The 23,144-nt window shown below is 69.9% G+C and carries 24 protein-coding genes; 11 read left to right on the forward strand and 13 right to left on the reverse strand.

From position 1 onward, the window contains the following. Positions 1-232: 232 nt before the first annotated feature. Together QC180_RS13940 and QC180_RS13945 are read left to right on the forward strand one after the other, a co-directional pair. Positions 233-511: a type II toxin-antitoxin system RelE/ParE family toxin gene (locus tag QC180_RS13940; protein ID WP_278263154.1), complete on the forward strand. Its 279-nt coding sequence runs from the start codon at positions 233-235 to the stop codon at positions 509-511. A gap of 13 nt (positions 512-524) precedes the next feature. Then, a complete protein-coding gene (locus QC180_RS13945) occupies positions 525-833 on the forward strand; it encodes a HigA family addiction module antitoxin (protein ID WP_278263155.1) in 309 nt (102 codons plus the stop codon). 23 nt (positions 834-856) lie between these two features. On the opposite strand, the gene QC180_RS13950 is transcribed toward QC180_RS13945, so the two are convergent. Genes QC180_RS13950 through QC180_RS13965 form a run of 4 tightly spaced genes read right to left on the reverse strand, consistent with a single transcriptional unit; the run spans position 857 to position 3,786 of the window. Continuing rightward, on the reverse strand, positions 857-1,840 hold the full coding sequence (locus QC180_RS13950; RefSeq protein WP_278263156.1) for an LLM class F420-dependent oxidoreductase: 984 nt from the start codon (positions 1,838-1,840) through the stop codon (positions 857-859). A 44-nt stretch (positions 1,841-1,884) separates the two neighbouring features. Next, the gene (locus QC180_RS13955; RefSeq protein ID WP_278263157.1) at positions 1,885-2,319 is read right to left on the reverse strand and encodes a PIN domain-containing protein; all 435 of its coding nucleotides are present in this window, start codon (positions 2,317-2,319) and stop codon (positions 1,885-1,887) included. Further along, positions 2,316-2,561: a ribbon-helix-helix protein, CopG family gene (locus tag QC180_RS13960; RefSeq protein WP_278263158.1), complete on the reverse strand. Its 246-nt coding sequence runs from the start codon at positions 2,559-2,561 to the stop codon at positions 2,316-2,318. Before QC180_RS13960 ends, QC180_RS13955 begins: the two co-directional genes overlap by 4 nt. Positions 2,562-2,598: 37 nt before the next feature. Next, a complete protein-coding gene (locus QC180_RS13965; protein ID WP_278263159.1) occupies positions 2,599-3,786 on the reverse strand; it encodes an FAD-dependent monooxygenase in 1,188 nt (395 codons plus the stop codon). A 113-nt stretch (positions 3,787-3,899) separates the two neighbouring features. Here QC180_RS13965 and QC180_RS13970 point away from each other — a divergent pair, with 113 nt between their 5' ends. Both QC180_RS13970 and QC180_RS13975 read left to right on the forward strand, forming a co-directional pair. After that, on the forward strand, positions 3,900-4,601 hold the full coding sequence (locus tag QC180_RS13970; protein ID WP_278263160.1) for a TetR/AcrR family transcriptional regulator: 702 nt from the start codon (positions 3,900-3,902) through the stop codon (positions 4,599-4,601). Positions 4,602-4,646: 45 nt separating this feature from the next. After that, positions 4,647-5,069, forward strand: a complete 423-nt coding sequence (locus tag QC180_RS13975) for a limonene-1,2-epoxide hydrolase family protein (RefSeq protein ID WP_278263161.1) — start codon at positions 4,647-4,649, stop codon at positions 5,067-5,069. Here the strand turns inward: QC180_RS13975 and QC180_RS13980 are convergent, their stop codons facing one another. Then, on the reverse strand, positions 5,070-5,342 hold the full coding sequence (locus QC180_RS13980; RefSeq protein ID WP_278263162.1) for a hypothetical protein: 273 nt from the start codon (positions 5,340-5,342) through the stop codon (positions 5,070-5,072). 308 nt (positions 5,343-5,650) lie between these two features. Here QC180_RS13980 and QC180_RS13985 point away from each other — a divergent pair, with 308 nt between their 5' ends. The 3 genes from QC180_RS13985 to QC180_RS13995 all read left to right on the forward strand — a co-directional run bounded on the left by QC180_RS13985 (position 5,651) and on the right by QC180_RS13995 (position 8,761). Beyond that, the gene (locus QC180_RS13985) at positions 5,651-7,033 is read left to right on the forward strand and encodes a PhoH family protein (RefSeq protein ID WP_278263163.1); all 1,383 of its coding nucleotides are present in this window, start codon (positions 5,651-5,653) and stop codon (positions 7,031-7,033) included. 183 nt (positions 7,034-7,216) lie between these two features. Beyond that, on the forward strand, positions 7,217-7,828 hold the full coding sequence (locus QC180_RS13990; protein WP_278263164.1) for an LGFP repeat-containing protein: 612 nt from the start codon (positions 7,217-7,219) through the stop codon (positions 7,826-7,828). Between the two features lie 78 nt (positions 7,829-7,906). Next, on the forward strand, positions 7,907-8,761 hold the full coding sequence (locus tag QC180_RS13995; RefSeq protein ID WP_278263165.1) for an acyl-ACP desaturase: 855 nt from the start codon (positions 7,907-7,909) through the stop codon (positions 8,759-8,761). 51 nt (positions 8,762-8,812) lie between these two features. Here QC180_RS13995 and QC180_RS14000 read toward each other — a convergent pair whose 3' ends face one another. Then, positions 8,813-10,216 (reverse strand): class II fumarate hydratase, encoded by a 1,404-nt coding sequence (locus tag QC180_RS14000; protein ID WP_278263166.1) that lies wholly within the window; start codon positions 10,214-10,216, stop codon positions 8,813-8,815. Positions 10,217-10,338: 122 nt separating this feature from the next. Further along, positions 10,339-11,382, reverse strand: coding sequence for a class II fructose-bisphosphatase (glpX, locus tag QC180_RS14005; protein ID WP_278263167.1), 1,044 nt, complete (start codon positions 11,380-11,382; stop codon positions 10,339-10,341). Positions 11,383-11,509: 127 nt separating this feature from the next. Here glpX and QC180_RS14010 point away from each other — a divergent pair, with 127 nt between their 5' ends. Further along, complete coding sequence (locus QC180_RS14010) at positions 11,510-12,079, forward strand: DUF4245 domain-containing protein (RefSeq protein WP_278263168.1); 570 nt, start codon at positions 11,510-11,512, stop codon at positions 12,077-12,079. Positions 12,080-12,097: 18 nt separating this feature from the next. On the opposite strand, the gene QC180_RS14015 is transcribed toward QC180_RS14010, so the two are convergent. The 3 genes from QC180_RS14015 to QC180_RS14025 all read right to left on the reverse strand — a co-directional run bounded on the left by QC180_RS14015 (position 12,098) and on the right by QC180_RS14025 (position 14,426). Continuing rightward, complete coding sequence (locus tag QC180_RS14015) at positions 12,098-12,358, reverse strand: exodeoxyribonuclease VII small subunit (RefSeq protein ID WP_278263646.1); 261 nt, start codon at positions 12,356-12,358, stop codon at positions 12,098-12,100. Further along, positions 12,355-13,647 (reverse strand): exodeoxyribonuclease VII large subunit, encoded by a 1,293-nt coding sequence (xseA, locus tag QC180_RS14020; RefSeq protein WP_278263169.1) that lies wholly within the window; start codon positions 13,645-13,647, stop codon positions 12,355-12,357. The genes QC180_RS14015 and xseA overlap by 4 nt, the downstream gene beginning before the upstream one ends. A 182-nt stretch (positions 13,648-13,829) precedes the next feature. Next, complete coding sequence (locus QC180_RS14025) at positions 13,830-14,426, reverse strand: lipid droplet-associated protein (protein ID WP_278263170.1); 597 nt, start codon at positions 14,424-14,426, stop codon at positions 13,830-13,832. A 114-nt stretch (positions 14,427-14,540) separates the two neighbouring features. On the opposite strand from QC180_RS14025, the gene QC180_RS14030 reads away from it, so the two are divergent. Then, positions 14,541-15,560 (forward strand): 4-hydroxy-3-methylbut-2-enyl diphosphate reductase, encoded by a 1,020-nt coding sequence (locus QC180_RS14030; RefSeq protein WP_278263171.1) that lies wholly within the window; start codon positions 14,541-14,543, stop codon positions 15,558-15,560. 55 nt (positions 15,561-15,615) lie between these two features. On the opposite strand, the gene QC180_RS14035 is transcribed toward QC180_RS14030, so the two are convergent. Together QC180_RS14035 and QC180_RS14040 are read right to left on the reverse strand one after the other, a co-directional pair. Then, complete coding sequence (locus tag QC180_RS14035; protein ID WP_278263172.1) at positions 15,616-16,470, reverse strand: DUF6542 domain-containing protein; 855 nt, start codon at positions 16,468-16,470, stop codon at positions 15,616-15,618. A 51-nt stretch (positions 16,471-16,521) separates the two neighbouring features. Beyond that, entirely contained in the window at positions 16,522-17,670 is a 1,149-nt protein-coding gene (locus QC180_RS14040) for a DNA recombination protein RmuC (RefSeq protein WP_278263173.1), read from the reverse strand. 133 nt (positions 17,671-17,803) lie between these two features. Here QC180_RS14040 and QC180_RS14045 point away from each other — a divergent pair, with 133 nt between their 5' ends. Both QC180_RS14045 and QC180_RS14050 read left to right on the forward strand, forming a co-directional pair. Then, positions 17,804-18,988, forward strand: a complete 1,185-nt coding sequence (locus tag QC180_RS14045; protein ID WP_278263174.1) for an exonuclease SbcCD subunit D — start codon at positions 17,804-17,806, stop codon at positions 18,986-18,988. 25 nt (positions 18,989-19,013) lie between these two features. Then, the gene (locus QC180_RS14050; protein ID WP_278263175.1) at positions 19,014-22,448 is read left to right on the forward strand and encodes an AAA family ATPase; all 3,435 of its coding nucleotides are present in this window, start codon (positions 19,014-19,016) and stop codon (positions 22,446-22,448) included. 43 nt (positions 22,449-22,491) lie between these two features. On the opposite strand, the gene yczE is transcribed toward QC180_RS14050, so the two are convergent. Continuing rightward, positions 22,492-23,112: a membrane protein YczE gene (gene yczE / locus QC180_RS14055; protein ID WP_278263176.1), complete on the reverse strand. Its 621-nt coding sequence runs from the start codon at positions 23,110-23,112 to the stop codon at positions 22,492-22,494. Positions 23,113-23,144 lie beyond the last annotated feature (32 nt).

The following is a 23,144-nucleotide window of genomic DNA, read 5'->3' on the forward strand; positions in this document are numbered from 1 at the left end:
CGCCCTGGCGGGTACGTCGGATACGGAGACGCTGCGTGGTCGGGTGTCGAAGTTGGCGCAGAGTGTCCCGCTCTACCAGGGCCTGGAGGACTGGCGCCTCCTCGGCTGATCCCCAGCCCGTTCGCTTGTCGGCCCTCTGCTTGATTCGATCAGGCAGAGGGCTGACGCGTCTTCGGAAGTCGGTCGGAGCACAGCTTCGTCCAACTATGACGCGATGCGTTATAGTTGGAAGGTGATCCAGTCCTTCAGGGGCAAGGAGGCTCAGAAGCTATGGACCGAGAGATCGGCACCCAAACTCGGCAGCGTTCAAAGGGCGGCGCTGAGGAAGTTGACGATGCTGCACGCGGCGACGCAGCTGGATGACCTGCGAGCGCCGCCGGCCAACCGGCTGGAGAAGCTCAAAGGTGACCGGGAGGGTCAGCACAGCATCCGAATCAACGACCAATGGCGGATCTGCTTCGTCTGGGAATCGGCGGGGCCACGTGACGTAGAGATCGTCGACTATCACTGAAAGGGAGAGTTTCATGGCTACGACAACTCCGCTGCCTCCGACTTCTCCCGGCGAGGTTCTCGCCGAAGAGTTCATGGAGCCGTTGGGCATCAGCCAGAACGCACTCGCGCGAGCTCTGGGCGTACCCCCGCGTCGGATCAATCAGATCGTTCACGGTCAGCGGGCTGTGACGCCGCGTACCGCACTGCTGCTGGCCAAGTATCTCGGAACCACCCCGGAGTTCTGGATCAACCTCCAGACGCACTTCGACCTGGTGCGGGAGCGTGAGGCCATCCGCGACCAGCTCGCCCGGATCGTCCCGAACCGGCTCATCGCCTGCTAGCTCGTCCGGCGGCTGGACAAGCCTTACGCCACCAAAGGCTTCAATGCCTGGCCTGCCAGGTCGAGGGTGCCGGGTTCGTGGCCGTTGGCGACCATGTTGACGATGACGCCGTCGATGCCGTGGTCGAGGACTCGGGTTTGGATCTGTTCGGCGACTTCGTCGGGGGTGCCGACGAATTGGCGGTCGGCGATGGTGGCGCGGCGTTCGGCTTCGGTGAGGGTGGACAGGTCGATGCCCTGGCGGGCGAGGATGTCGGCCTGGAGTTTGCGGGCGCGGTCGCCGTCGGTGTCGACGATGACGAAGGCGAGGAAGCTGGTGTCGAGGGTGGCCGGGTCGCGGTCGGCCTCGGCGCAGCGCTGCCGCAGGGCCTCGACCTTGCCGGGCAGTTCGGAGGCGTTGCAGATGATGTTGAGGTGGTCTGCGAACTGGGCGGCCAGCCGGAAGGTCTTCTTCTCGCCGCCTCCGCCGAGCAGGATCGGCAGATCGTCGCGGATGCGCGGCTCGTTGATCGCGTTCTCGGTGCGGTACCACTTGCCGGTGAAGGTGGGGCGTTCGCCGCGCAGCATGGGGGTGATGATCTGCAGCGCCTCGTCGAGCCGCTCGAAACGTTCGGTGAAAGTACCGAATTCGAACCCGTACTGCTGGTGCTCGAGCTCGAACCAGCCCGCCCCGATCCCTAGCACCGCGCGCCCGCCGCTCACCACGTCGAGCGTGCTCACGGTCTTGGCCAGCAGCGCCGGGTTGCGATAGGTGTTGCCGGTCACCAAGGCCGACAACTGGATTCGCTCGGTCGCCGTCGCCAGCCCCGACAGCGCCGAGTACGCCTCCAGCATCGGCTCGTCGGGTGCGCCGAGCAGCGGCAGTTGATAGAAGTGATCCATCACGAACGCGGCGTCGAACCCCGCCGCCTCCGCCGCCTTGGCCTGCGCGATCACGGTCGGAAACAACTCCCGCACCGACGCGGTGTTGCTGAAGGTGGGCATCTGATATCCGAGGCGAATGCTCATGCTCCGAGCGTATGAGTTGGAGTGCACTCCAAGTCAAGCGGGAATCACAGGTCGTCGGGAAGGATCCGGAATGCCTTCTCGGGAGTCAGCGGTTCGATCGCCCGGAAGTCGCGGCGGTCCAGCGTCAGGATGTCGACGGTCGCGTACTGTTCGGCCAGGCTGACATTGGTGGCATCGGTCAGGTCCAGTTTCAGTGCGAGATAGCGGTTCTGGACGCGGCGAGCGGTGCGAAACGTCTCCGCGGTGATGCCGGGGATCTCGACGCGGCCCTTGCTCTCCTGCGCGAGCAGCCAATCGTTGACCCCGTAGGCGACCTGGCGATTCAGGTTCCGCGTCACGATGTGTTCGATCTCGAGCATCACGAGCGGGGAAACCACGGTCAGGCCCGCCTGCTGCAGGGCCGACCGGGCGGCGGCGTGCTCCGGGTCCTGCGGGTTGAAGGCGGCGACCAGACCCGAGGTGTCGCCGATCAGGATCACTGCTCGGTACCGTCGACGACGGCGTTGTGGATCGTGTCGTGGATCTCGTCGTCGGAGATCGGGCGATCGAAGTCGAGCACCGGGATATCCCATTCCTCCTCCCACCTGCGCGTGCGGAGCGCGGCCAGGTGGAAGGCCTCGCGGAAGTACTCGGACTCGGGTCTGCCCTCGCGTGCGGCGGCTCGTTTGATCAGCTCGAGGTCGTGTTCGTCGACCATCACCGTCGTCTTCTTCAGCGCCATATGGTTATGGTACCCGCACCATAACCAGGCGCAGGGGTCATCGGGTGGCTTCGATCAGGGACGGGTAGTCGATGAGGTCGATGTCGTTGGCGGCGTTGTCGCCGTATTTCAGCATGAGGGTGAACAGGCGGGAGCTGATGAACCAGTTGCGGGCCTTGATGCCGAGGGCGGTTTTGGGGGCGAGGAAGCGGCCCGCGTTGGTGTTGCCCGCGATCTTGGCGTAGCGGCGCATGATGCGGTCGTAGGCGGCGAAGGCGGTGACGTGGTCGCCGTCGGCGGTGGCGAGTTCGCCCGCCAGGACGTAGGCGCCGACGATGGCGAGGCCGGTGCCGAAGCCCGCCAGGGTGTTGCCGTAGGCCGCGTCACCGACCAGGGCGACCCGGCCGCGGGTGTAGTGGCCGTCCATCCTGACCTGGCTGATCGAGTCGAGGAAGACGTCGTCGAATTCGGCCAGGTCGGCGAGCATGCGCGGGGTGTGCCAGCCCATGTCGGCGAAGGTGCGCTCGATGATCGCGCGCTGGGCGGCCGCGTCGTTGCGCGGGTAATCGAGTTCGGGCGAGGCGAACATGTACATCTGCTGGGCCTTGGAACCGCCGTCGATGGCGAGGCGTCCCGGCGTGTTGTGGGCGTAGCCGCGGGCGCGGTCGCGCGGGGTGGTCGCGTCGCTCCAGCGGCTCGCGCCCGCCACGCAGTAGTAGTGGCCGAGGTGGGTCACGTAGTCGGCCTCCGGACCGAAGGCCAGCGCGCGCACGCGTGAGTGGATGCCGTCGGCGCCCAGGACCAGGTCGAAGGTGCGCGGCGGCGCGTTCTCGAATTCGACGTGCACGCCCTCAGCGGTGTCGCGCAGGGCGGTGACGGTGTCGCCGAAGAGGTACTCGACCCGGTCGGCGGTGCGCTCGTAGACGACCTCGGCGAGGTCACCGCGCAGGATCTCCAGGTCGCCGCCGGTGAATTCGCCGCGCATCACGCCGAGCTCGTCGCCGTCGCGGTCGACGAAGACCAGGTCGGTGGTGCCGGTGCGACGGGCGCGCACGTCGTCGAGGACGCCCATCCGCTCGAGCACGGTGAGGTGGGTGCGGCCCTTGAAGTCGACGGCCTGACCGCCGGGGCGCAGCGCGGGTGCCCGCTCGACGACGGTGACGGTGAAGCCGTAGCGGTGCAGCCAGTAGGCCAGGGCCGGGCCCGCGATGCTGGCGCCGGAGATGAGAACGGTCTGGTCGCGCATGGTGTGCTCCTCGATGAGTATTTGTGTCCGGAGTAATCTGTATCCGGTGGACACGATTAAGAGTATGGTAGACACAGTTCCGCGTCAACCGGGAATCTCGAGAGGATCAGCCGATGCCGTCGCCGACCACCGTCGACCTGCTCTGGGGTGCGCCCCAGCGCCCCAAGCGCGGACCCAAGCCCGCCCTGACCCTCGACGGGATCGTCGCCGAGGCGATCGCGCTGGCCGACGCCGAAGGACTCGCGGCGCTGTCGATGCAGCGGCTCGCCGAACGGCTCGGCTTCACGAAGATGTCGTTGTACCGCTACGTGCCGGGCAAGGAGCAACTCACCGCCCTGATGGTGGACACCGCCATCGGCGCGCCGCCCGCGCTCGACTCATCCGGCTGGCGCGTCGGCCTGCGGACCTGGGCCGAAGCCATCTTCGCCCGCTATCGCGCGCACCCCTGGGCCATCGAACTCACCCTCGGCATCCGCCCGATCGGCCCCAACGAGATGGGCTGGACCGAGGCCGCGCTGCTCGCCCTGGCCGACACCGGCCTGGCCCCCGCCGAACAACTCGACACCATCGTGCTGGTCAACGGCCACGCTCGCAGCCTCGCCCAGCAGGTCGCCTCGGTGCGCGACGGCGACGCCGAGACCGAATTCGCCGAGCAGTTCACCGCCATGATGACCGCGGCGGGCGACCGTTTCCCCGCGGTCACCGCGGCCTTCACCGCCGAGGCCGTGGCCGGGCACGGCGACGCGTTCGACTACGGCGTCGAGCGCATCCTCGACGGGCTGGCGGTGCTCATCGACCAGCGCGCGGATCGGTAGCGCCGAAGTCTGGTCCGGGAGCCGCGAACGTCCTAGGCTCGCATCATGACCGACGAGCCGGAGCTGCCGGAGAGCGCTGTCACGGTGGTGCGCGAGTTCTTCGCCGCGCTCGAACTGAGCGCGGTGCCCGAAGCGCTGGAACTGGTGCATCCCGAGATCGTGTGGAAGAACACCGGGCTGCCCGATGTTCGCGGCATCGGCCGCGTCCGCCCGATCCTGAAGGGGCTCGGGCGCAAGCATCTGGGCTTCGCGGCCGACATGCACTACATCGCGCAGAACGCCAACGGTCTGGTCGTCACCGAACGCACCGACTACCTGCGCGGCGGACCGGTGCGCATCGCCTTCCCGGTGTCGGGCAACTTCGAACTCCGCGACGGCCTGATCGTGCTGTGGGACGACCACTTCGGCTGGGGCGACCTGCTGCGCGGCACCAAGGACGGCGTGCTGAACGCGGTGCGCCGCCGCTGATCAGGCGTGTTTGCGCAGGTAGTCCAGGTAGGTGGGGCGTAAGACGTCGGCGAGCTTGCCGTCACCGGCGTGCACGTAGTCGTCGAGCATGGGCAGCACGTATTTGATGTCGGCCTCGCTCTCGCCCAGATCGCCCGCCTCGGCCTGCGCGGCGGGAATGGCCTTGAGCAGATCCCACAGGAATTTCACGTCGCCGTGTCGCACGGCGGTCTTCACCGCGCGATCGTGCAGTTCCTTCGACGACAGCTTCTCCAGATCCTGGTCATCGGCCATGTCATCGACTCTAGCGCGCGGCGACACGCCTGTGCCGGGATCTACTGCGTCGGTGCTGGTTAACGACAAATTCACCGACGCGTCCGGCTGTCTGCCAGCGCTGCCGGGCGTTCGGCGGTAGCGTCGGTGGTGCGGGTTGCATCGGTGTGACTCGTACGGGAGGTTCTGACCGTGACTGAGCTATTCAGTGCGAGAGGGCCGGCACCCGGCCCTCGTGGCGGCTGACCAGCGCGTCGGCAGCCCACCAGGACGGACCGGTCCAGCGAGATCGTTCACGCGGTGCCGCGTGAACACCTAAGGAGCCCACCGTGACTGCTGCACGCTCCGTTTCCGGCCCCGCGATGCACACGGCCTCGAACTCCACGCACTCGAAGAAGGGGGAGCGCCCCTCGCGTTCCGGTCGTAAGACTTTCGTCGTCGATACCTCTGTCCTGCTGTCCGATCCCTGGGCGGTGACGCGCTTCGGTGAACACCGGGTGGTCCTGCCGCTGGTGGTCATCAGCGAACTCGAGGCCAAGCGGCACCACCACGAACTCGGCTGGTTCGCGCGCGAAGCGCTGCGCATGCTCGACGACCTGCGCGTGCAGCACGGCAGACTCGATCAGCCGCTGCCCATCGGCACCGAGGGCGGCACCATCCAGGTGGAACTCAATCACACCGACCCGTCGCTGCTGCCCGCCGGATTCCGTTCCGACACCAACGATTCCCGCATCCTGGCCTGCGCGCTGAACTTCGCCGCGGAGGGCGAGGACGTGATGCTGGTGTCCAAGGACATCCCGCTGCGCGTCAAGGCGAGCGCGGTCGGCCTGGCCGCCGACGAATACCACGCCCAGGACGTGGTGACCTCCGGCTGGAGCGGGATGGTCGAACTCGATGTCGCGGGCTCCCAGATCGACCAGCTCTACGCCGAATCGGTGATCGACCTCGACGAGGCGCGGGAACTGCCCTGCCACACCGGAATCCGGTTGCTCGGCAGCAGCTCCAGCGCGCTGGGCAGGGTCACCGCCGACAAGCGGGTGCAGCTGGTCCGCGAACGTGAGGCCTTCGGCCTGCACGGGCGCTCGGCCGAACAGCGCATCGCGCTGGATCTGCTACTCGACGAGAGCATCGGCATCGTGTCGATGGGTGGGCGCGCGGGAACCGGCAAGTCGGCGCTGGCGCTCACGGCCGGGCTCGAGGCGGTGCTCGAACGCCGCACCCAGCGCAAGGTGGTCGTGTTCCGGCCGCTCTACGCGGTGGGCGGGCAGGAACTGGGCTACCTGCCCGGTTCCGAGAGCGAGAAGATGGGCCCGTGGGCGCAGGCCGTCTTCGACACCCTCGACGGGCTGGCCAGCCGGGAGGTCATGGAGGAGGTGCTCAGTCGTGACATGCTCGAGGTGTTGCCGCTGACCCACATCCGCGGCCGCTCGCTGCACGATTCGTTCGTGATCGTCGACGAGGCGCAGTCGCTGGAACGCAATGTCCTGCTGACCGTGCTGAGCAGGCTGGGCACCGGCTCGCGGGTGGTGCTCACCCACGATGTCGCCCAGCGTGACAACCTGCGCGTCGGCAGGCACGACGGGGTCGCCGCGGTGATCGAGAAGCTCAAGGGTCATCCGCTGTTCGCCCACATCACCCTCACCCGCAGCGAACGCTCGCCGATCGCGGCACTGGTGACCGAGATGCTGGAGGAATACGGCCCCAACGCGTAACTCTGGCAATCGGGCCGCGTCGGCGGCCCGATCAGGCGTGAAAACGTCGAATGGTGGGTAATATCCGCGAAGACACCAATCCAGCAACGGCTCGGCGAACACAGTTCTGCCGGGCCGTTGCGGATGTCGGCCAGGCTCCATCCGGGGGCGTGCCCCCGGGGGGCCACTCGCGAGAGGATGGATATGAACCGCATCGCTCGACGTACTGCCACCGGAGGGGCCGCGGTGCTCGCCGCCGCCGGTCTGCTGCTCGCCACCGGCTGCAGCGACGACAACAAGGACAACGAGAACGACACGATGGCCTCGGTCACCTCGATGATCGGTGGCGGCTCGACCACCACCACCCGGGCGGCCGAGGGCACGACCACCACGGGCGAGGGCACCGAGACCACCTCCGGGATGACCACCACCTCCGGCACCGCCGCCGCGGGGGAGTCGACCACCATCTCCACCCCGGACGGCGACATCACCGTCTCCGGCGAGGTCTACAAGAAGTACGTCGCCGTGGGCGGGGCCACCAGCCCGCTCGGCGTGCCGGAGGAAGCCCAGGAATCGGGCCCCAACGGCGGCGAGTACCAGGACTTCGAGGGCGGCACCATCTACTGGAGCAGCGACTCCGGCGCCCACATCGTCTGGGGCGACATCCGCGAGGCGTGGGAGGAGAACGGCGGCGCCAACGGCACGCTGGGCTACCCGACCAGCGACGAGAAGGACATCCCCGGCGGCAAGCAGAGCGATTTCACCGGCGGCACCATCACCTGGGTCGGTGGCCAGACCACAGTCACGCCGAAATAATCTGTGTGCGGTCCCAGCGCGGGGACCGGGTTCGCCCTTGCGTCCCCGCGCTCGCGGCCGAGGTACTAGGTTGTCCTGGTGCAGAAAACTTTGACCGATCGTGAGCTGCTCGACGCGCTCGCGGGCGTGGTGGACACCAACCTCGACCGCCACATCGAGGCGGCCGAGGGCTGGCAGCCGCACGAGTTCGTGCCGTGGTCGGACGGGCGCAACTTCGCCTTCCTCGGTGGCACCGACTGGAACCCCGAGCAGGGCGAGCTCAGCGAGACCGCCGTCCTCGCGCTGACCGTGAGCGTGCTGGTCGCCGACAACCTGCCCTCGTATCACCGCGAGCTCGGCAAGCACCTGCGCACCGGCCCGTGGTGGCGCTGGGTGGGTCGCTGGACCGCCGAGGAGAACCGTCACGAGATCCTGATCCGCAACTACCTGATGGTGTCGCGGTCGGTGGACCCGGTGGCGCTCGAGCGGGCCCGCATGCAGCACATGACCGACGGCTTCAACCGTCCGCCGATGCACCTGATCGACGTGCTGGCCACCTGCGCGTTCGAAGAGGTCGCCGCGGGCATCCGGCACCGCAACACCGCCGCGCTCGGCGAGAACCCGGTGGTCACCGCGATCTCCGAGAAGATCGCCGTCGACGACGAGCTGCAGGCGGAGTTCTTCGCCACGCTGGTCTCGGCGGCGCTGGACCTGGTCCCCGACCAGGCCGTGCGCGCCATCGCCGACCGCGTCGCCGACTTCCGCGTGCCGCACGTGGAGCTGCCCGGTGGCGGTTCCAGCGACGAGGCGCTGGCGGCGGCGGGCATCTACGATCCCGCCAAGGAAGCGGAGCTGGTGTTCGCACCGCTGCTGCGCCGCTGGAACATCTTCACCCGCACCGACCTCGGCGAAGAAGGCGAAAAGGCCCGCGCGGAGCTCGCGCACCTGGCCTGATCCGGTCCTACGAGAGGCCGTCACCCGCTCGGGTGACGGCCTCTCGTCGTCTCAGTCGCGGTCGACGTTCGCCATGGCGAGCACGTCGAGGCGCTCGTCGAGCTCGGCCTCGGTCAGTTTGCCCGGGACCAGGCCGCGGTCGATGACGGTCTGGCGGATCGTCTTCTTCTCGCGCAGCGCCTGCTTGGCGACCGCGGCGGCCTCCTCGTAACCGATGGCGGAGTTGAGCGGGGTGACGATCGAGGGCGAGGACTCGGCCAGCGTGCGCAGGTGCTCCTCGTTGGCGACCAGCCCGACGACGCACTTGTCGGCGAACAGGCGGGAGACGTTGGCCAGCAGGCGGATCGATTCGAGCAGGTTGCGCGCCATCACCGGGATGTAGACATTGAGCTCGAAGGCGCCGCTCGCGCCGCCGAAGGCGATGGCCGCGTCGTTGCCGACGACCTGCACCGCCACCTGCGTGACCGCCTCGGGCAGAACGGGATTGACCTTGCCGGGCATGATCGAGCTGCCCGGCTGCAGGTCGGGCAGCTGCAGTTCGCCCAGGCCGGTCAGCGGGCCCGACCCCATCCAGCGGATATCGTTGGCGATCTTGGTCAGGCTCACCGCGATGGTGCGCAGGGCACCCGAAGCCTCCACCAGACCGTCGCGCGCCGCCTGGGCCTCGAAGTGGTCCTCGGACTCGCGCAGCGCGTCGATCCCGGTGGTGCGCACCAGTTCCGCCACGACCTTGGCGCCGAAACCGGCGGGCGCGTTGAGCCCGGTGCCCACCGCGGTGCCGCCGATCGGCAGCTCGCCCAGGCGCGGCAGGGTGGCCATGGCGCGTTCGATGCCCGCGGCGATCTGGCGGGTGTAGCCGCCGAATTCCTGGCCCAGGGTCACCGGCACGGCGTCCATCAAGTGGGTGCGGCCGGACTTCACCACGGTGCGCCACTGGGTGGACTTGTCGAGCAGGGCCAGCCGCAGGTGCTCTAGCGCGGGCACGAGCTCGGTGATGACGGCCTCGGTGGCGGCCAGATGGGTGGCGGTGGGGAAGGTGTCGTTGGACGACTGCGACATGTTCACGTCGTCGTTGGGATGCACGGTGACGCCGTCGCGCGCCGCGATCGAGGCGATCACCTCGTTGGCGTTCATGTTCGAGCTGGTGCCCGAACCGGTCTGGAAGACATCGATCGGGAACTGGTCGTCGTGGCGGCCCTGCGCGATCTCGTTGGCCGCGGCCACGATCGCGTCGGCCTTCACCGGGTCCAGCAGCCCCAGATCCTTGTTGACCTGCGCGCACGCGGCCTTGAGCAGCCCCAGCGCCCGGATCTGCGCCCGCTCCAGCCCACGCCCGCTGATCGGGAAGTTCTCCACCGCCCGCTGCGTCTGCGCCCGCCAGAGGGCATCCACGGGAACCCGGACCTCACCCATGGTGTCGTGCTCGATCCGGTACTGCGCGTCGTCATCAGCCATATCACGACCCTAGGACGAGAACGCCGCGAATGGGGTTGCCACGTCAGCGGAAAATCCCACACCGTCCCCAGGAATAGACCGAGCCCCGGGGCACGCTGCCTCGGGGCTCGGTTCCGCCTATGTCACGGCAGCGGCGGGTTCGCGCTGTCGTCGCCGTCGAAGTCGACCGAGGAGTACTCGCGGAGCTTGGTGAGGCGGTGGTAGGCGTCGATCATGCGGACCGTGCCGGACTTGGAGCGCATGACGATCGACTGGGTCGAGGCGCCGCCGCCGAAGTAGCGCACGCCGCGCAGCAGGTCGCCGTCGGTGACGCCGGTGGCGCAGAAGAAGACGTTCTCGCCCGCGACCAGGTCGGTGGTCGACAGGACGCGGTCCAGGTCGTGGCCCGCGTCGATGGCCTTCTGGCGCTCCTCGTCGTCCTTGGGGGCCAGCATGCCCTGCAGCTCGCCGCCCAGGCAGCGCAGCGCGGCGGCGGCGATGATGCCCTCGGGGGTGCCGCCGATGCCGACGAGGATGTCGACGCCGGACTCGGGGCGGGCCGCGGCGATGGCACCGGCGACGTCACCGTCGGAGATGAGCCGGATGCGCGCGCCCGCGTCGCGGGTCTGCTGGATGATCTCGGCGTGGCGGGGGCGGTCCAGGATGCAGACCGTCAGGTCCGAGACCGAGGACTGCTTGGCCTTGGCCACCCGGCGGATGTTCTCGCCGATGGGGGCGGTGATGTCGATCGAGCCCGCGGCATCCGGGCCGACGGCGATCTTGTGCATGTAGAACACCGCGGAGGGGTCGAACATGGCGCCGCGCTCGGCGACCGCGAGCACCGAGATGGCGCCGGGGGAGCCCTTCGACATCAGCGTGGTGCCGTCGATCGGGTCGACCGCGAAGTCGACCTCGGGGCCGGTCCCGTCGCCGACGGACTCGCCGTTGTAGAGCATCGGCGCCTCGTCCTTCTCACCCTCGCCGATGACGACGACGCCGCGCATGGAGACCGAGCTGACCAGCTGACGCATGGCGTCGACCGCCGCACCGTCGCCGCCTTCCTTGTCGCCACGGCCGACCCAGCGGCCCGCGGCCATCGCTCCTGCCTCGGTGACGCGGACCAGCTCGAGTGCGAGGTTGCGGTCGGGTGCCTCGCGGCGGCTGGGGGCGGGCGATGATGCCGTCATTGCGGGGTGCCTCCTTGGCGTTGGTGTTACGGGTGCATTGTCGCATTCGGAATCGGCACGCCCGTGCACGACCTCCCGCGCGGCCCCCTGGCGGTGCTGGTCAGGTGCCGAGTGGATACTGGTAGCCGTGGCCCAGCAGAAGCACCGGATCTTCAACGACTATCGCGATCTGTTCTGGTCGCTGATCCCGTTGGTGCTGATCGCCATCGTGCTGGCGGGTGCGGCGAGCCAGTGCACCGTCGCGACCAACGGCCCGACCCAGGGTCAGGTGCCGCATTTCGACGTCGACGCGGCGCTGACCGCCGACGCCAGGAGCATGCAGTTCCCGATCCGCAACCCGAAGGTGCCCCAGGACTGGGTCTCGAATTCCGGCAGCCGCGACACCGTGACCGCGGCCGGGGGCGGTCCGGTGAGCACCGTCGGCTACATCACCGCGCAGGGCACCTACATGCGCTACTCGCAGAGCAGCGCCTCGGAGGAAGCCCTCTCCCGCCACATCCTCGGCTCGCGCTATCCGACCGGCACGGTCGATGTCGGCGGCCACAAGTGGGTCGTCTACACCGAGCCCACCGAGGAAACCGCCTGGATCGCCGACTTCGGTGACGTGCGCGTCCTGATCACCGGCGCGGGTGACGAGGCCGCCTTCACCACCCTGGCCGAGGCGATCACCGCGGCCACGCCGCTGTCGAAGAAGTGATCCCGCCGCGCTGACCCGCTATTCGGCGGTGTCGAGATCGGCGCGCGACAGCGCGTCCTCGACGCGGCGGCGGGCACCGGCGAGGTGCTGTTCGCAGCGGGCCGCGAGCGCTTCGCCGCGTTCCCAGAGGGTGAGCGAGTCGTCGAGGTCCAGGCCGCCCTGTTCGAGCATCTTCACGACATTGATGAGTTCGTCGCGGGCGCGCTCGTAGCCGAAACCGGCGATCTCGGCGAGGGAGTCGGCGGCGGTGGTCTCGGAGCCGGTGTCGGCCACGGTCAGGTCCTCTTCTCGTCGGTGGTCTTCGGCGTCAGGCGCTGGGTGCCCAGGGCCGCGGCGGAGACGGCGCCGTCGGCGACCCGGATCCGCAGCTGGCTGCCCGCGGGGGCGTCCTCGATCGACCGGACGACATGGCGTTCGGGCCCGGCCACTCGCTGCACGACAGCGTAACCACGCGCCAGCGTGGCGGCCGGACCCACCGCCGTGAGTTTCTCGCGCAGGTACACGGTGGTGGTCGCTTCGGCGCGCAGTAGGTGGTCGATGCTGCGCTGGGCCGCGGTGCGCCAGCGTTCCAGCTCGTCGTGGCGGTGCCCGAGTTCGCGCAGCGGGTCGGCCAGGACCGGCCGTGAGCGCAACTGCGCCAGCGTGTGTTCCTCGCGTCGCACCCAGCCGCGCAGCGCGGCCGCCGCGCGTTCGCGCATCTCGCGCACCCCCGCCAGTTCGGCCGCGGCGTCGGGCACGATCCGCTTGGCGGCGTCGGTCGGGGTGGCCGCGCGCAGGTCGGCGACCAGGTCGAGCAGCGGGTTGTCGGGTTCGTGGCCGATGGCGCTGACGATCGGCGTGCGCGCGGTGGCGACCGCCCGGCACAGCGCCTCGTCGGAGAACGGCAGCAGATCCTCGGTGCTGCCGCCGCCACGGGCCAGCACGATCACCTCGACATCGGGGTCGCGATCCAGCTCGGCCAGCGCCTCCAGCATCTGCGGCACCGCCGTGGGCCCCTGCACCGCCGTGTTCCGGATGACGAAACGTACTGCGGGCCACCGCTGCTGGGCCACACTGAGCACGTCGCGTTCGGCCGCGCTCGCGCGCCCGGTGATCAGTCCGACGGTGCCCGGCAGGAACGGCAGTGGTCGCTTGAGTTTCGCGTCGAAGAGCCCTTCGGCGCCCAACAGTGCCTTGAGCCGCTCGATCCGGGCCAGCAGCTCACCGATGCCGACCGCTCGGATCTCGGTGACCCGCAACGAGATCGTGCCGCGTCCGGTGAAGAACTGCAGCTTGCCGTAGACCACCACCCGGCTGCCCTCGGTGAGCGGCACCGGCAGCCTGCGCAGCAGATCGGGATCACAGGTCAGCGACAGTGACATGTCTGCGGAGGTGTCGCGCAGCACCAGGAACGCCGTGCGCGTCCCCGGCCGCAGATTGATCTGGGTGACCTGCCCCTCCACCCAGATACTGCCCAGCCGCTCGATCCACTGCGCGACCTTCACGGCCACCGACCGCACCGGATACGGCTGCTCGGCCGAATTGGCCGGAGCACCCGCCTGCCCGCCCGCGCCACCCTCGGTAGTCATACGACAGGTATACGCGGCCCCACCGACACATCAAAAAGGCGGCCGCATCGGCGCCGAAGGCGCGGATCGCGGCCGCCTCGATTCTGGACTGACTGACGAAGAGAAGGAGCGAAGCGACTGAACGCAGGAGGGAAGAATCGAGGCCCCCCGGGCCGCGATCCCCGCGGCGCCAGCCGCCCATGTCACTGCGCTTGAACGGTGGCGATCCGGTTGGTCAGCATGGTGACGAACGGGGCGCGGGCGCGGGTCTGCTGCTCGAAGGCCAGCAGCTGGGCCAGCTCCTCCACGGTCAGCATCCGCAGCCGGGCGCGCAGCTGGGCCAGCGTCATCGACGGGTAGTCGTAGCGGATCGCGACCTCGGGGGCCTCGACCTCGGCGGGCTCGTCGGCGGCGGGTTCGTCGACGGTCTCGGTCTCGAGCAGCAGCAGCGTCGCGGGGGCGACCTCACCGTTGACGGGCGCGACCGGCGCTTCCTCGGTGAACAGGTCGAAGCGGCTGGCGTAGCCGTTGGTGGCCGCGGCGGGCTCGGGCGCGATGTCCTCGTCGAAGGTCGCCCACTCGGGCTGTTCCTGCGGTGCCGAGCCGAGGCGCTCGAACACGGCGTCACCCTTGAGCGCGAGGCTGGTGACGAACTGCTGCAGATGCATGGTGGTCTGCAACACGCGACTCAGGGCCGTGATGGGGAGATTCACAGCCGCGACCGGGAGCCGCCTGGTCTCTTCTAAGGCATATACGGCGGCACCGGCGGCGACCCGGGCCACGAACGGAGGTCGGAACATGGTCCCAGCCTGCCGCAAACGGTCTGTGATGCAAAGGTCCAGCCTGCCCGAATGTGACTTTCGCCCCTCGAACCGCCCGGATCGCGCCGTCCGCGCGCGTATACCCTGGGGGACATGACCTCGGCAATTCCCTTGAACGTCGGTATCGCGCGCTCGGCGGGCGCGACTGCTGCCGGTGGCAAGCGCGTGCTGCTGGCCGAGCCCCGTGGCTACTGCGCGGGCGTCGACCGTGCCGTCGAGACCGTGGAGAAGGCGCTGGACAAGCACGGCGCCCCCATCTATGTGCGCAAGGAGATCGTGCACAACCGGCACGTGGTGGAGACGCTACGTGAGCGCGGGGTGGTCTTCGTCGACGAGAACGACGAGGTGCCCGAGGGCGCGCTGGTGGTGTTCTCCGCGCACGGGGTGGCGCCGACCGTGCACGAGAGCGCGGCGGCCCGCAATCTGCGCACCATCGACGCCACCTGTCCGCTGGTCACCAAGGTGCACCAGGAGGCCAAGCGCTTCGCCCGCGACGACTACGACATCCTGCTGATCGGTCACGAGGGCCACGAGGAGGTCGAGGGGACCGCCGGTGAGGCGCCCGAGCACGTGCAACTCGTCGACGGCCCCGCCTCGGTGGACGCGGTGACCGTGCGCGATCCGGCCAAGGTGATCTGGCTGTCGCAGACCACCCTGTCGGTGGACGAGACCATGGAGACCGTCGAGCGGCTGCGCGAGCGCTTCCCGACCTTGCAGGACCCGCCCAGCGATGACATCTGCTACGCCACCTCCAACCGTCAGACCGCGGTCAAGGCGATGGCGCCGGAATGCGATCTGGTGATCGTGGTCGGTTCGCGCAATTCCTCGAACTCGGTGCGCCTGGTCGAGGTGGCGTTGGGCGCTGGCGCGCGGGCCGCGTATCTGGTCGACTACGCCCGCGAAATCGACCCGGCCTGGCTCGACGGTGTGCGGACCGTCGGCATCACCTCGGGCGCGTCGGTGCCGGAGATCCTGGTCACCGGGGTGCTCGACCTGCTCGCCGAGCACGGTTTCGGTGAGGTGCAGCCGGTGACCACGGCCAACGAGACCCTGGTGTTCGCCCTGCCGCGCGAGCTGCGCCCGTCGCGCAAGGACGCCGCGGCCAAGAGCTGACACCCGAGCAGAACAAACCCCCGCCGCGCAGGTCGCGGCGGGGGTTGTCGTCTGCTCAGCCCTTCTCGGGGCGGCGGCGTTCGGTGCGGGCCGAGTCGGCGCGGTCGCGGTAGCGCACATTCGGCTGCGGGTGCGGCGGGGCCTCACCACGTCGGCGTGGCACGCGGGCGGGTTCGGGCTCGCGGGCGCCGCGCGCGGCGCGGGGTTCCCGATTGCGGGCAGGGGCGGGGGCGCGCTTGGGGTCGCGCGGCTGACGGCGGGCCGGGCTGGCCATGTCGACCTCGGTGACCGGGTCGTCCAGGACGGCGGTGGCGCGCCGGGGACGTCGGCGAGCCTCGGCCGGGTCGGCGGCGGGCTCGGGACGGCGACGCTTGACCGGCTTGCGCTCCGGCGTGCGTTCGGCCTTGGGCTTGCGTTCGGGGCGCGGCTTGCGCTCGCCGCGCCGCTCGGTGGCCGGGCGCGCGGTCGCGGGGGCGCGCTTGGCCACGGCGATCCGGATACCGCCGATGAGCAGCACCAGCACGGTGGCCAGCATCATCGTCGGGAAGCGCTCCACCAGCGGGATGACCAGGTTCATCAGCACGTCTTTGATGGAGGTGGTGGCGCGTCCACCCAGGAGCTGGCAGGCCAGCGGCACCGCGAGGAACAGCAGCAGCGGCGGCATCACCATGGTGGCGAACAGCCCGCGCATGCGGACCGCGCACACGGCCAGCACGCAGCCGAAGACGTACAGCGCCGAGAACGTGCCGGTCGGGTAGGTCTCGCCGCCGAGCCCGTCGATCAGGAACCCCACCATCGTCGCGCCCGCGGCCAGCGCGATCGCGGCCCAGGCGGGGATGCCGGGCACCGAGGGCAGGATCGAACGTTGCGGCGCGGGCACCCGGGGTCGCGCACGTTGGGAAGCAGCCACCCTATGACACTAACTGCACATCGGCCCGGCGGGCGCTACGGCACGGAGAACTCAGACACGATCCTCCGCCTCGGCGAACGCGACGACGCGCGGTCTGGTCTCGGTGAGCCGGATTGCCGGAAGCTCCTGATCGGCGATCCCGAGGTCGTGCATCCGGCGCGCGGTGACCAGGACCCGCGACTCCACCGAGCCGACGGTGGCGTTGAAAGCGGCTACGGCCTTACCGAGATTCACGCCGAGGGTGTCGAGGTGTTCGGCCACTTTGCCGACCCGGGTGTAGAGCTCCTTGCCCAATTGCTGCACCGTTGCCATATCACGAGACAGCGCCTCCTGCCGCCAGCTGAACGCCACCGTGCGTAACAGCGCGATGAGTGTAGTGGGGGTTGCCAGGATCACGTTCCGGCCGAACGCGTACTCGAGCAGGCCCGCGTCGGTGGTCAGCGCCGCGTCGAGGAACGGGTCACCGGGGACGAACAGCACCACGAACTCCGGTGCCGGGTCGAACGCGGCCCAGTACGCCTTGTCGGCCAGCTGGTCGACGTGGGCGCGCAGTTGCTTGGCGTGTCGGGCCAGCAGTTGATCGCGACCGGACGGGTCGTCGGTGGTGGCGGCGTCGAGGTAGGCCGTGAAGGGGACTTTCGCGTCGACCACGATGTGTCTGCCTCCGGCCAGGCGTACCACCAGGTCGGGGCGCACCGCGCCGCGGTCGTCGCCGCCGTGGCGATGGACCTGGGTGTCGAAGTCGCAGTGCCTGGTCATCCCGGCCAGCTCGACGACGCGTTCGAGTTGGATCTCGCCCCAGCGCCCGCGGATCTGCGGTGCCCGCAGCGCCGCCACCAGTTGCCCGGTCTGATCGGAGAGCCGATGCGAGGTGCGCTGCATTCCGGCGACCTGCTCGCGCAGCCCCGAATACGCGTCGATCCGATGATGTTCGACCTGTCTGATCTGCTGTTCCAGCGCGCCGACCGCCGCCCGCAGCGGATCGACCAGCGCGCCGACCGCGGCCGAATGTCTGCGTGCCGCATCCTCGTTCGCCGCGTGCAGCGATTGTTGCAGCAACCGCTGGTTGTCCTCGGCCGCGGCGAGCCGCGCCTCGGCGGTGGCCGCGCGTTGCCCACCGCGGGCGGCACGGCTCAACCAGCCGAGACCGAACCCGGCACCGAAAACCAAGACGAGCGCGACGAGCATCGAAGCGGTCATAGCGGCGATAGTGCCCGAGGCCACCGACAAGTTCGCAATCGCCGGGCAACCCGGCGGGTCGCCACGCCGGTGAATCACACCGATGTAGTGCGTCGATTGAATCTTGTCGGGGGTGTGCCCTACGGTTCGCGGCATGCGGATCCTGCACACCTCCGACTGGCACATCGGGCGCACCTTTCACGGTGTCGACCTGCTGGCCGATCAGGCGCGCGTGCTGGCGGCCGTCGCCGACCTCGTCGCCGCCGAAGCGGTCGATGTCGTGGTGGTGCCGGGCGACATCTACGACCGCTCCATCCCCAGCGCCGACGCCATCTCCGTCTGCAACCGTGGTTTCGAGGCGATCCGGGCCGCGGGCGCGACGATCATCGCCACCTCGGGCAACCACGACTCACCCGCGCGACTCGGCGCGGGCGCCAGTTTCGCCGCCGCCGGTGGACTACATCTGTGCACCAGGGTCGCCGACGCCGACCGTCCCGTGCTGCTCGCCGACACCCACGGCGAGGTGGCCTTCTACGGCATCCCGTACCTGGAACCGGAGATCACCCGCGTCGAACTCGGTGTCCCGCAAGCCCGTTCGCACGCGGAGATCCTGGCCGCCGCGATGGCCCGGATCAATGCCGACCGCGCCGCCCGGCCCGGGGTGCGATCGGTGGTGCTCGCGCACGCGTTCGTCGTCGGTGGCGAGGCGACCGGCTCGGAGCGGTCCATCTCGGTGGGTGGGGTGGAAACCGTGCCCATGTCGGCCTTCGACGGCGTCGACTATGTGGCGCTGGGCCATCTGCACTCACCGCAGACGCTCGCGGAATCGGTGCGCTACAGCGGTTCTCCGCTGCCGTACTCGTTCGGCGAGAACTCCCATCGCAAGGCGGTCTGGATCGTCGACCTCGACGCGCGCGGCCTGGCGGACGTGCGCAGGCACGATCTCCCGCTGGTGCGTGGCCTGAGCAAGCTCACCGGCACCCTCGACGCGCTGCTCACCGCGGCCGAATTCGCCGCCGCCGAGGACCATTACGTGTCGGCGACACTCACCGACAGCAAGCGGCCGGTCGACCCCATGCGTCAATTACGCGAGCGGTTCCCACACGCGGTGCACGTGGAATGGGAACGCCCCGAGGGCAATCCGGAGCTGCGCTACCGCGAGCGCGTGCACGGGCGCCGCGATACCGAGGTGGCGGCGAGTTTCCTGACTGATGTTCGAGGTACGCCGAGCGAGGGGGAGATGGCATGGGTGGAGCGGGCACTGGCGGCCGCGGTCCGCGAGACCGAGTCGGTCCGGGTGGGCGGCGGCGACGACGGGCCCTCGGAGCTGACAGCGTGAGCGTCGACCCGTTCGGTGGTGCCGCATGAGGCTGCACCGGCTCGAACTCACCGCGTTCGGCCCGTTCGCCGAGACCACCGTGGTCGATTTCGACGCGCTCGGCGCCGACGGGCTCTTCCTGCTGCACGGGCACACCGGCGCGGGCAAGACCACCGTCCTCGACGCCATCGCCTTCGCCCTCTACGGGCGTGTCCCTGGTGCGCGCGGCGAGAGCAAACGCCTGCATTCCGACCATGCCGACGCCCAGACCCCGCCGCGCGTGAGCCTGGAGGCCACCCTCGGCTCCCGACGCCTGCGGCTCATCCGGACCCCCGAGTTCGAGCGCCCCAAGCTGCGTGGCACCGGCACCAGGATCGAACCGGCCAAGGCCACGCTGACCTGGCTCGACGGCAGCGGCGAGAACCTCTCGCGGATCACCGACATCGGCGACGAGGTGCTGCGCCTGCTCGGGATGAGCGCCGATCAGTTCTTCCAGGTCGTCCTGCTGCCCCAGGGCGATTTCGCGCGTTTCCTGCGCGCCGAGAACGAGGACCGCGAGAAGCTGCTCGAAAAGCTCTTCGACACCCAGCGTTTCGGCACCGCCGAGCACTGGCTGGCCGAGCGCCGCCGCGCCGCCGGTGCCGCGCTCGAGACGCACCGTCAGGGGATCGACCGCCTGATCACGATGGTCGGCATGGCCGGTGGCTACCAGGGGTCGGAATCGGTCGAAGTGCGCGATGCTGTGGTCTGGTCGCAGGAACTCCTGGCGACCGCGCGGGCCGAACTCGCCGACGCGACCACCGCCACCGACCTGCGCCGGAAGGAATCCGCCGAGGCCCGCACCGAAGCCGAGGAACAGCGCCGCCTGACCGACCTGCGTACCCGCCGATCCGCCGCCGAGGCCGAGCTGGCCGCCTACACCGCCGACGCCCCCCGCCGCGCGGCCCGGCAACACGAACTCGACCAGGCCCGTCGCGCCGAGCCCGTCGTCCACGCCATCGACGAGGCCCGCTCCACGGTCCGCACCCTCCGCCGCGCCGAATCCGCCACCCACACCGCCGCCACCACCCTCGCCGACCGCATCACCGCCCCCGAGGCCGCCGACATCAACGGCGTCGACCTGCTGACCGTCGTCCCTGAACTGACGGACGCACCAGGCGGAGTCGAGCGGTCCGGGCAGCCCGGCGCGCCGGGCGATGTCGTGGGTGATCTCGATGCCGCGATCAGTGTGTGGAACGGGCTGCTCGGTGTGCTCGCCGAGGTGCGAGGCGATGCGACTACCGCCGAGCAGTTGACCGCCGACGTGGCGGCGCACGAGCGGGAGGCCGCGCGGCTCGGCAGGCGGGCCGAGGAGTTGGCGAAGCGGCGCGGTGAACTGCCGGTCGCGCTGGCGTCGGCACAGGAGCAGTTGCGGGAGGCCACGGATGCGGCGGCCGCACTGCCCGGAATCCGCAACGAGCTGGCCAAATGGCAGGATTCGGCGGCCGCGGCGGTCGAGCTCGCCCGGCAGCGACCGGCGCTGGACCGGGCACAGGGGGAACTCGACATCGCGCGGCGCGCGCACCTCGATGCCCGCGAACGAGTGCTCGACCTGCGCGCCCGGCGGCTGGCCGGAATGGCCGCCGAACTCGCGGGAGCGCTCGCTCCTGGCGCGCCCTGCACGGTCTGCGGTTCGGCCGAGCACCCCGAACTCGCCCAGCCCACCGACGACGCGGTGTCCAAGGACGCCGAGGACGCGGCGGCCGCCGCCGAACAGTCGGCGGAGGCGGCCCGCGACCGCATCGCCGAACGAATCGGTGGCATCGAACGCGAGATCGAGGCGCTGACCGCCCGCGGCGGCGACACCGACCCCGTCGCCCTGGCCGACGCCGTGCGCGCCGCCACCCACCGCTTCGACGACACCGCCGACACCGCCGAACGCGTCCCGACCCTCACCGCCCGCGTGGACACCCTGCGCGCCGAGGAGACCCGCCTCAACGACGAGTCCCGCGATATCGACGCCCGCCTCGGCACCACCACCGCCACCATCACCGCCACCCGCACCCGCCTCGACGAACTCACCCAGCGCCTCCGCACCGCCGCGGGCGCCGACCACACCCTCGAAGCCCGCGTCACCCGCCTCGAATCCCTCGTCACCGCCGCCACCACCCTGCGCACCGCCCGCACCGACGAATCCACCGCCCGCGCCGCCGTCCGCCGCATCGCCACCCGCGTCGAAACCCTCGCCCGCGCAGCGGGTTTCATCCCCGAAGGTCTCGAGGAGCAACCGGCACCGTCGGCCGAGAGCGATACCGCGAACAGCCCGGCCAACGCCTCCGCGGGCGGTGCCAACGCCACCGAGGGTGGCACCACGTCCGTCGAGCCGGTGCGGTCGGAGTCGGCACCGGCCACCGAGGGCGCGATCCTCGACCCGTCCGAGAACGCGGCGTCGGCAACCACGCCAGCGCGGGCCGATCGCGCCGACGACAACGGAGCCGCGGCGTCTGCGAAACCCGTGCGCGCGGCGGTAACCGAGCCCGAATCACCCAGTCTGTTCGACCTTTTCGACGAGGACCCCGCCGAGGAAGCACCCACGGAATCGGACCCGCCCGCACCCCGCGACGACATCGCCCTCCTCACCGCCTACGCCCAGCTCGTCACCGCCGTCGCGCGCACCGCTCGGCAGCAGGCCGAGATCGATGCCGAGCTCACCGCCGCCGATCGGGCGCGGGCGCATGCCGAGGCCGTGCTCGCGGAACCGCAGATCAGGGCGGTGGCCGAGCAGGTGCCGGGTGACCTGGCCGAACTGGAACAGCGTTTCGCGCAGGCGCAGAGTGCGTTGAACGCGGCGGTGGCGGTGCAGTCGGCGGCGGCCGAGCGGGTGGCCCAGCTCGAGCAGTTGGGTACCCAGCTGTGGGGTGAGGTCGAGCGGATCGCGCCGGAGCAGCGGGCCTTCGATGAACTGGCCGGGCTGGCCGACGTGGTCGCGGGGCGGGGTGAGAACAGTCGTCGGATGTCGTTGCGGTCGTATGTGCTCGCCGCGCGCCTGGAGGAGGTCGCGGTCGCGGGCTCGTTGCGCCTGCGCCGGATGTCGGGCGGCCGCTATGAATTCGTGCACTCGGACAAGGCGGGCCCGCGCGGTCGTCGCGGTGGCCTCGGCCTCGACGTCCGCGACGACTACACCGGCGCCGTGCGCTCCGCCAAAACCCTGTCCGGCGGCGAAACCTTCATGGCCTCCCTCGCCCTCGCCCTCGGCCTGGCCGACGTGGTCGCCGCCGAATCCGGCGGCGTCGTCCTGGACACCCTGTTCATCGACGAGGGTTTCGGCAGCCTCGACGCCGATACCCTCGACGCGGTCATGGGCGTCCTGGACGAACTCCGCGCGGGCGGCCGCGTGGTCGGCGTGGTGAGCCACGTGGACGAAATGCGCCAACGCATCCCCAGCCGCCTCCACGTCCTGCGCGGCCGCACCGGCTCCCGCCTGGAAGCCACCGTCGCCTGACCCCAAGTACACCGGCCTGATCCCAGACCGGCCGCGGACCTGGCTAGGCCGCCACGGGCTCCGGTCGTGGCATCGGCGTGAACCCCGGCAACCACCGGTCCACGAACGGGATCATCAGCTGGATCAGCGGGCCGATGCCAAAGGCGTAGACCAGGGTGGCGATCCCGACGGTGCCGCCGAGGAACCAGCCGGTGGTCAGGACCGTGGCCTCGATCCCGGTGCGCACCGACCAGACCGGCCACCCGGTCCGCGCGACCAGTCCAGTCATCAGTCCATCGCGCGGGCCGGGACCCATTCCGGCGCCGATGTAGAGCACGGTCGCCGCCGCGTTGACGACCACCGCCAGCACCATGGCCACCCCCTGCCACCACAGCTGACGCACCTCGGGGATCAGCCACAGCCCCACGTCGACGGCGATCGCGATCACCACCACATTGCTCACGGTCCCCAGCCCCGGCCGCTGCCGCAGCGGAATCCAGGCCAGCAGCACCGCGATCCCGGTCAGCGCGGTGACCACGCCGAAACTCAACGGCACGTGCGTGGCGACGCCCTGATGGAAGACATCCCACGGATCGAGTCCGAGCCCGGCCCGGATCATCACCGCCATCGACGTCCCGTACAACCACAGCCCGGCATACAGGGCGACCAGACGACGAGTGAGCATGCCTCACAGCATCCGACGCCAACTGGACCTTC

The sequence above is a fragment of the Nocardia anocheti genome, assembly GCF_029675105.1.
Lineage (GTDB): Bacteria > Actinomycetota > Actinomycetes > Mycobacteriales > Mycobacteriaceae > Nocardia.

Coding starts and splice junctions, on each gene's coding strand:
- QC180_RS13945 (WP_278263155.1), top strand. CDS start 525: ATGGCTACGACAACTCCGCTGCCTCCGACTTCTCCCGGCGAGGTTCTC.
- QC180_RS13950 (WP_278263156.1), bottom strand. CDS start 1,840: ATGAGCATTCGCCTCGGATATCAGATGCCCACCTTCAGCAACACCGCG.
- QC180_RS13960 (WP_278263158.1), bottom strand. CDS start 2,561: ATGGCGCTGAAGAAGACGACGGTGATGGTCGACGAACACGACCTCGAG.
- QC180_RS13965 (WP_278263159.1), bottom strand. CDS start 3,786: ATGCGCGACCAGACCGTTCTCATCTCCGGCGCCAGCATCGCGGGCCCG.
- QC180_RS13970 (WP_278263160.1), top strand. CDS start 3,900: ATGCCGTCGCCGACCACCGTCGACCTGCTCTGGGGTGCGCCCCAGCGC.
- QC180_RS13975 (WP_278263161.1), top strand. CDS start 4,647: ATGACCGACGAGCCGGAGCTGCCGGAGAGCGCTGTCACGGTGGTGCGC.
- QC180_RS13980 (WP_278263162.1), bottom strand. CDS start 5,342: ATGGCCGATGACCAGGATCTGGAGAAGCTGTCGTCGAAGGAACTGCAC.
- QC180_RS13990 (WP_278263164.1), top strand. CDS start 7,217: ATGAACCGCATCGCTCGACGTACTGCCACCGGAGGGGCCGCGGTGCTC.
- QC180_RS14000 (WP_278263166.1), bottom strand. CDS start 10,216: ATGGCTGATGACGACGCGCAGTACCGGATCGAGCACGACACCATGGGT.
- glpX (WP_278263167.1), bottom strand. CDS start 11,382: ATGACGGCATCATCGCCCGCCCCCAGCCGCCGCGAGGCACCCGACCGC.
- xseA (WP_278263169.1), bottom strand. CDS start 13,647: ATGACTACCGAGGGTGGCGCGGGCGGGCAGGCGGGTGCTCCGGCCAAT.
- QC180_RS14025 (WP_278263170.1), bottom strand. CDS start 14,426: ATGTTCCGACCTCCGTTCGTGGCCCGGGTCGCCGCCGGTGCCGCCGTA.
- QC180_RS14030 (WP_278263171.1), top strand. CDS start 14,541: ATGACCTCGGCAATTCCCTTGAACGTCGGTATCGCGCGCTCGGCGGGC.
- QC180_RS14040 (WP_278263173.1), bottom strand. CDS start 17,670: ATGACCGCTTCGATGCTCGTCGCGCTCGTCTTGGTTTTCGGTGCCGGG.
- QC180_RS14045 (WP_278263174.1), top strand. CDS start 17,804: ATGCGGATCCTGCACACCTCCGACTGGCACATCGGGCGCACCTTTCAC.
- QC180_RS14050 (WP_278263175.1), top strand. CDS start 19,014: ATGAGGCTGCACCGGCTCGAACTCACCGCGTTCGGCCCGTTCGCCGAG.
- yczE (WP_278263176.1), bottom strand. CDS start 23,112: ATGCTCACTCGTCGTCTGGTCGCCCTGTATGCCGGGCTGTGGTTGTAC.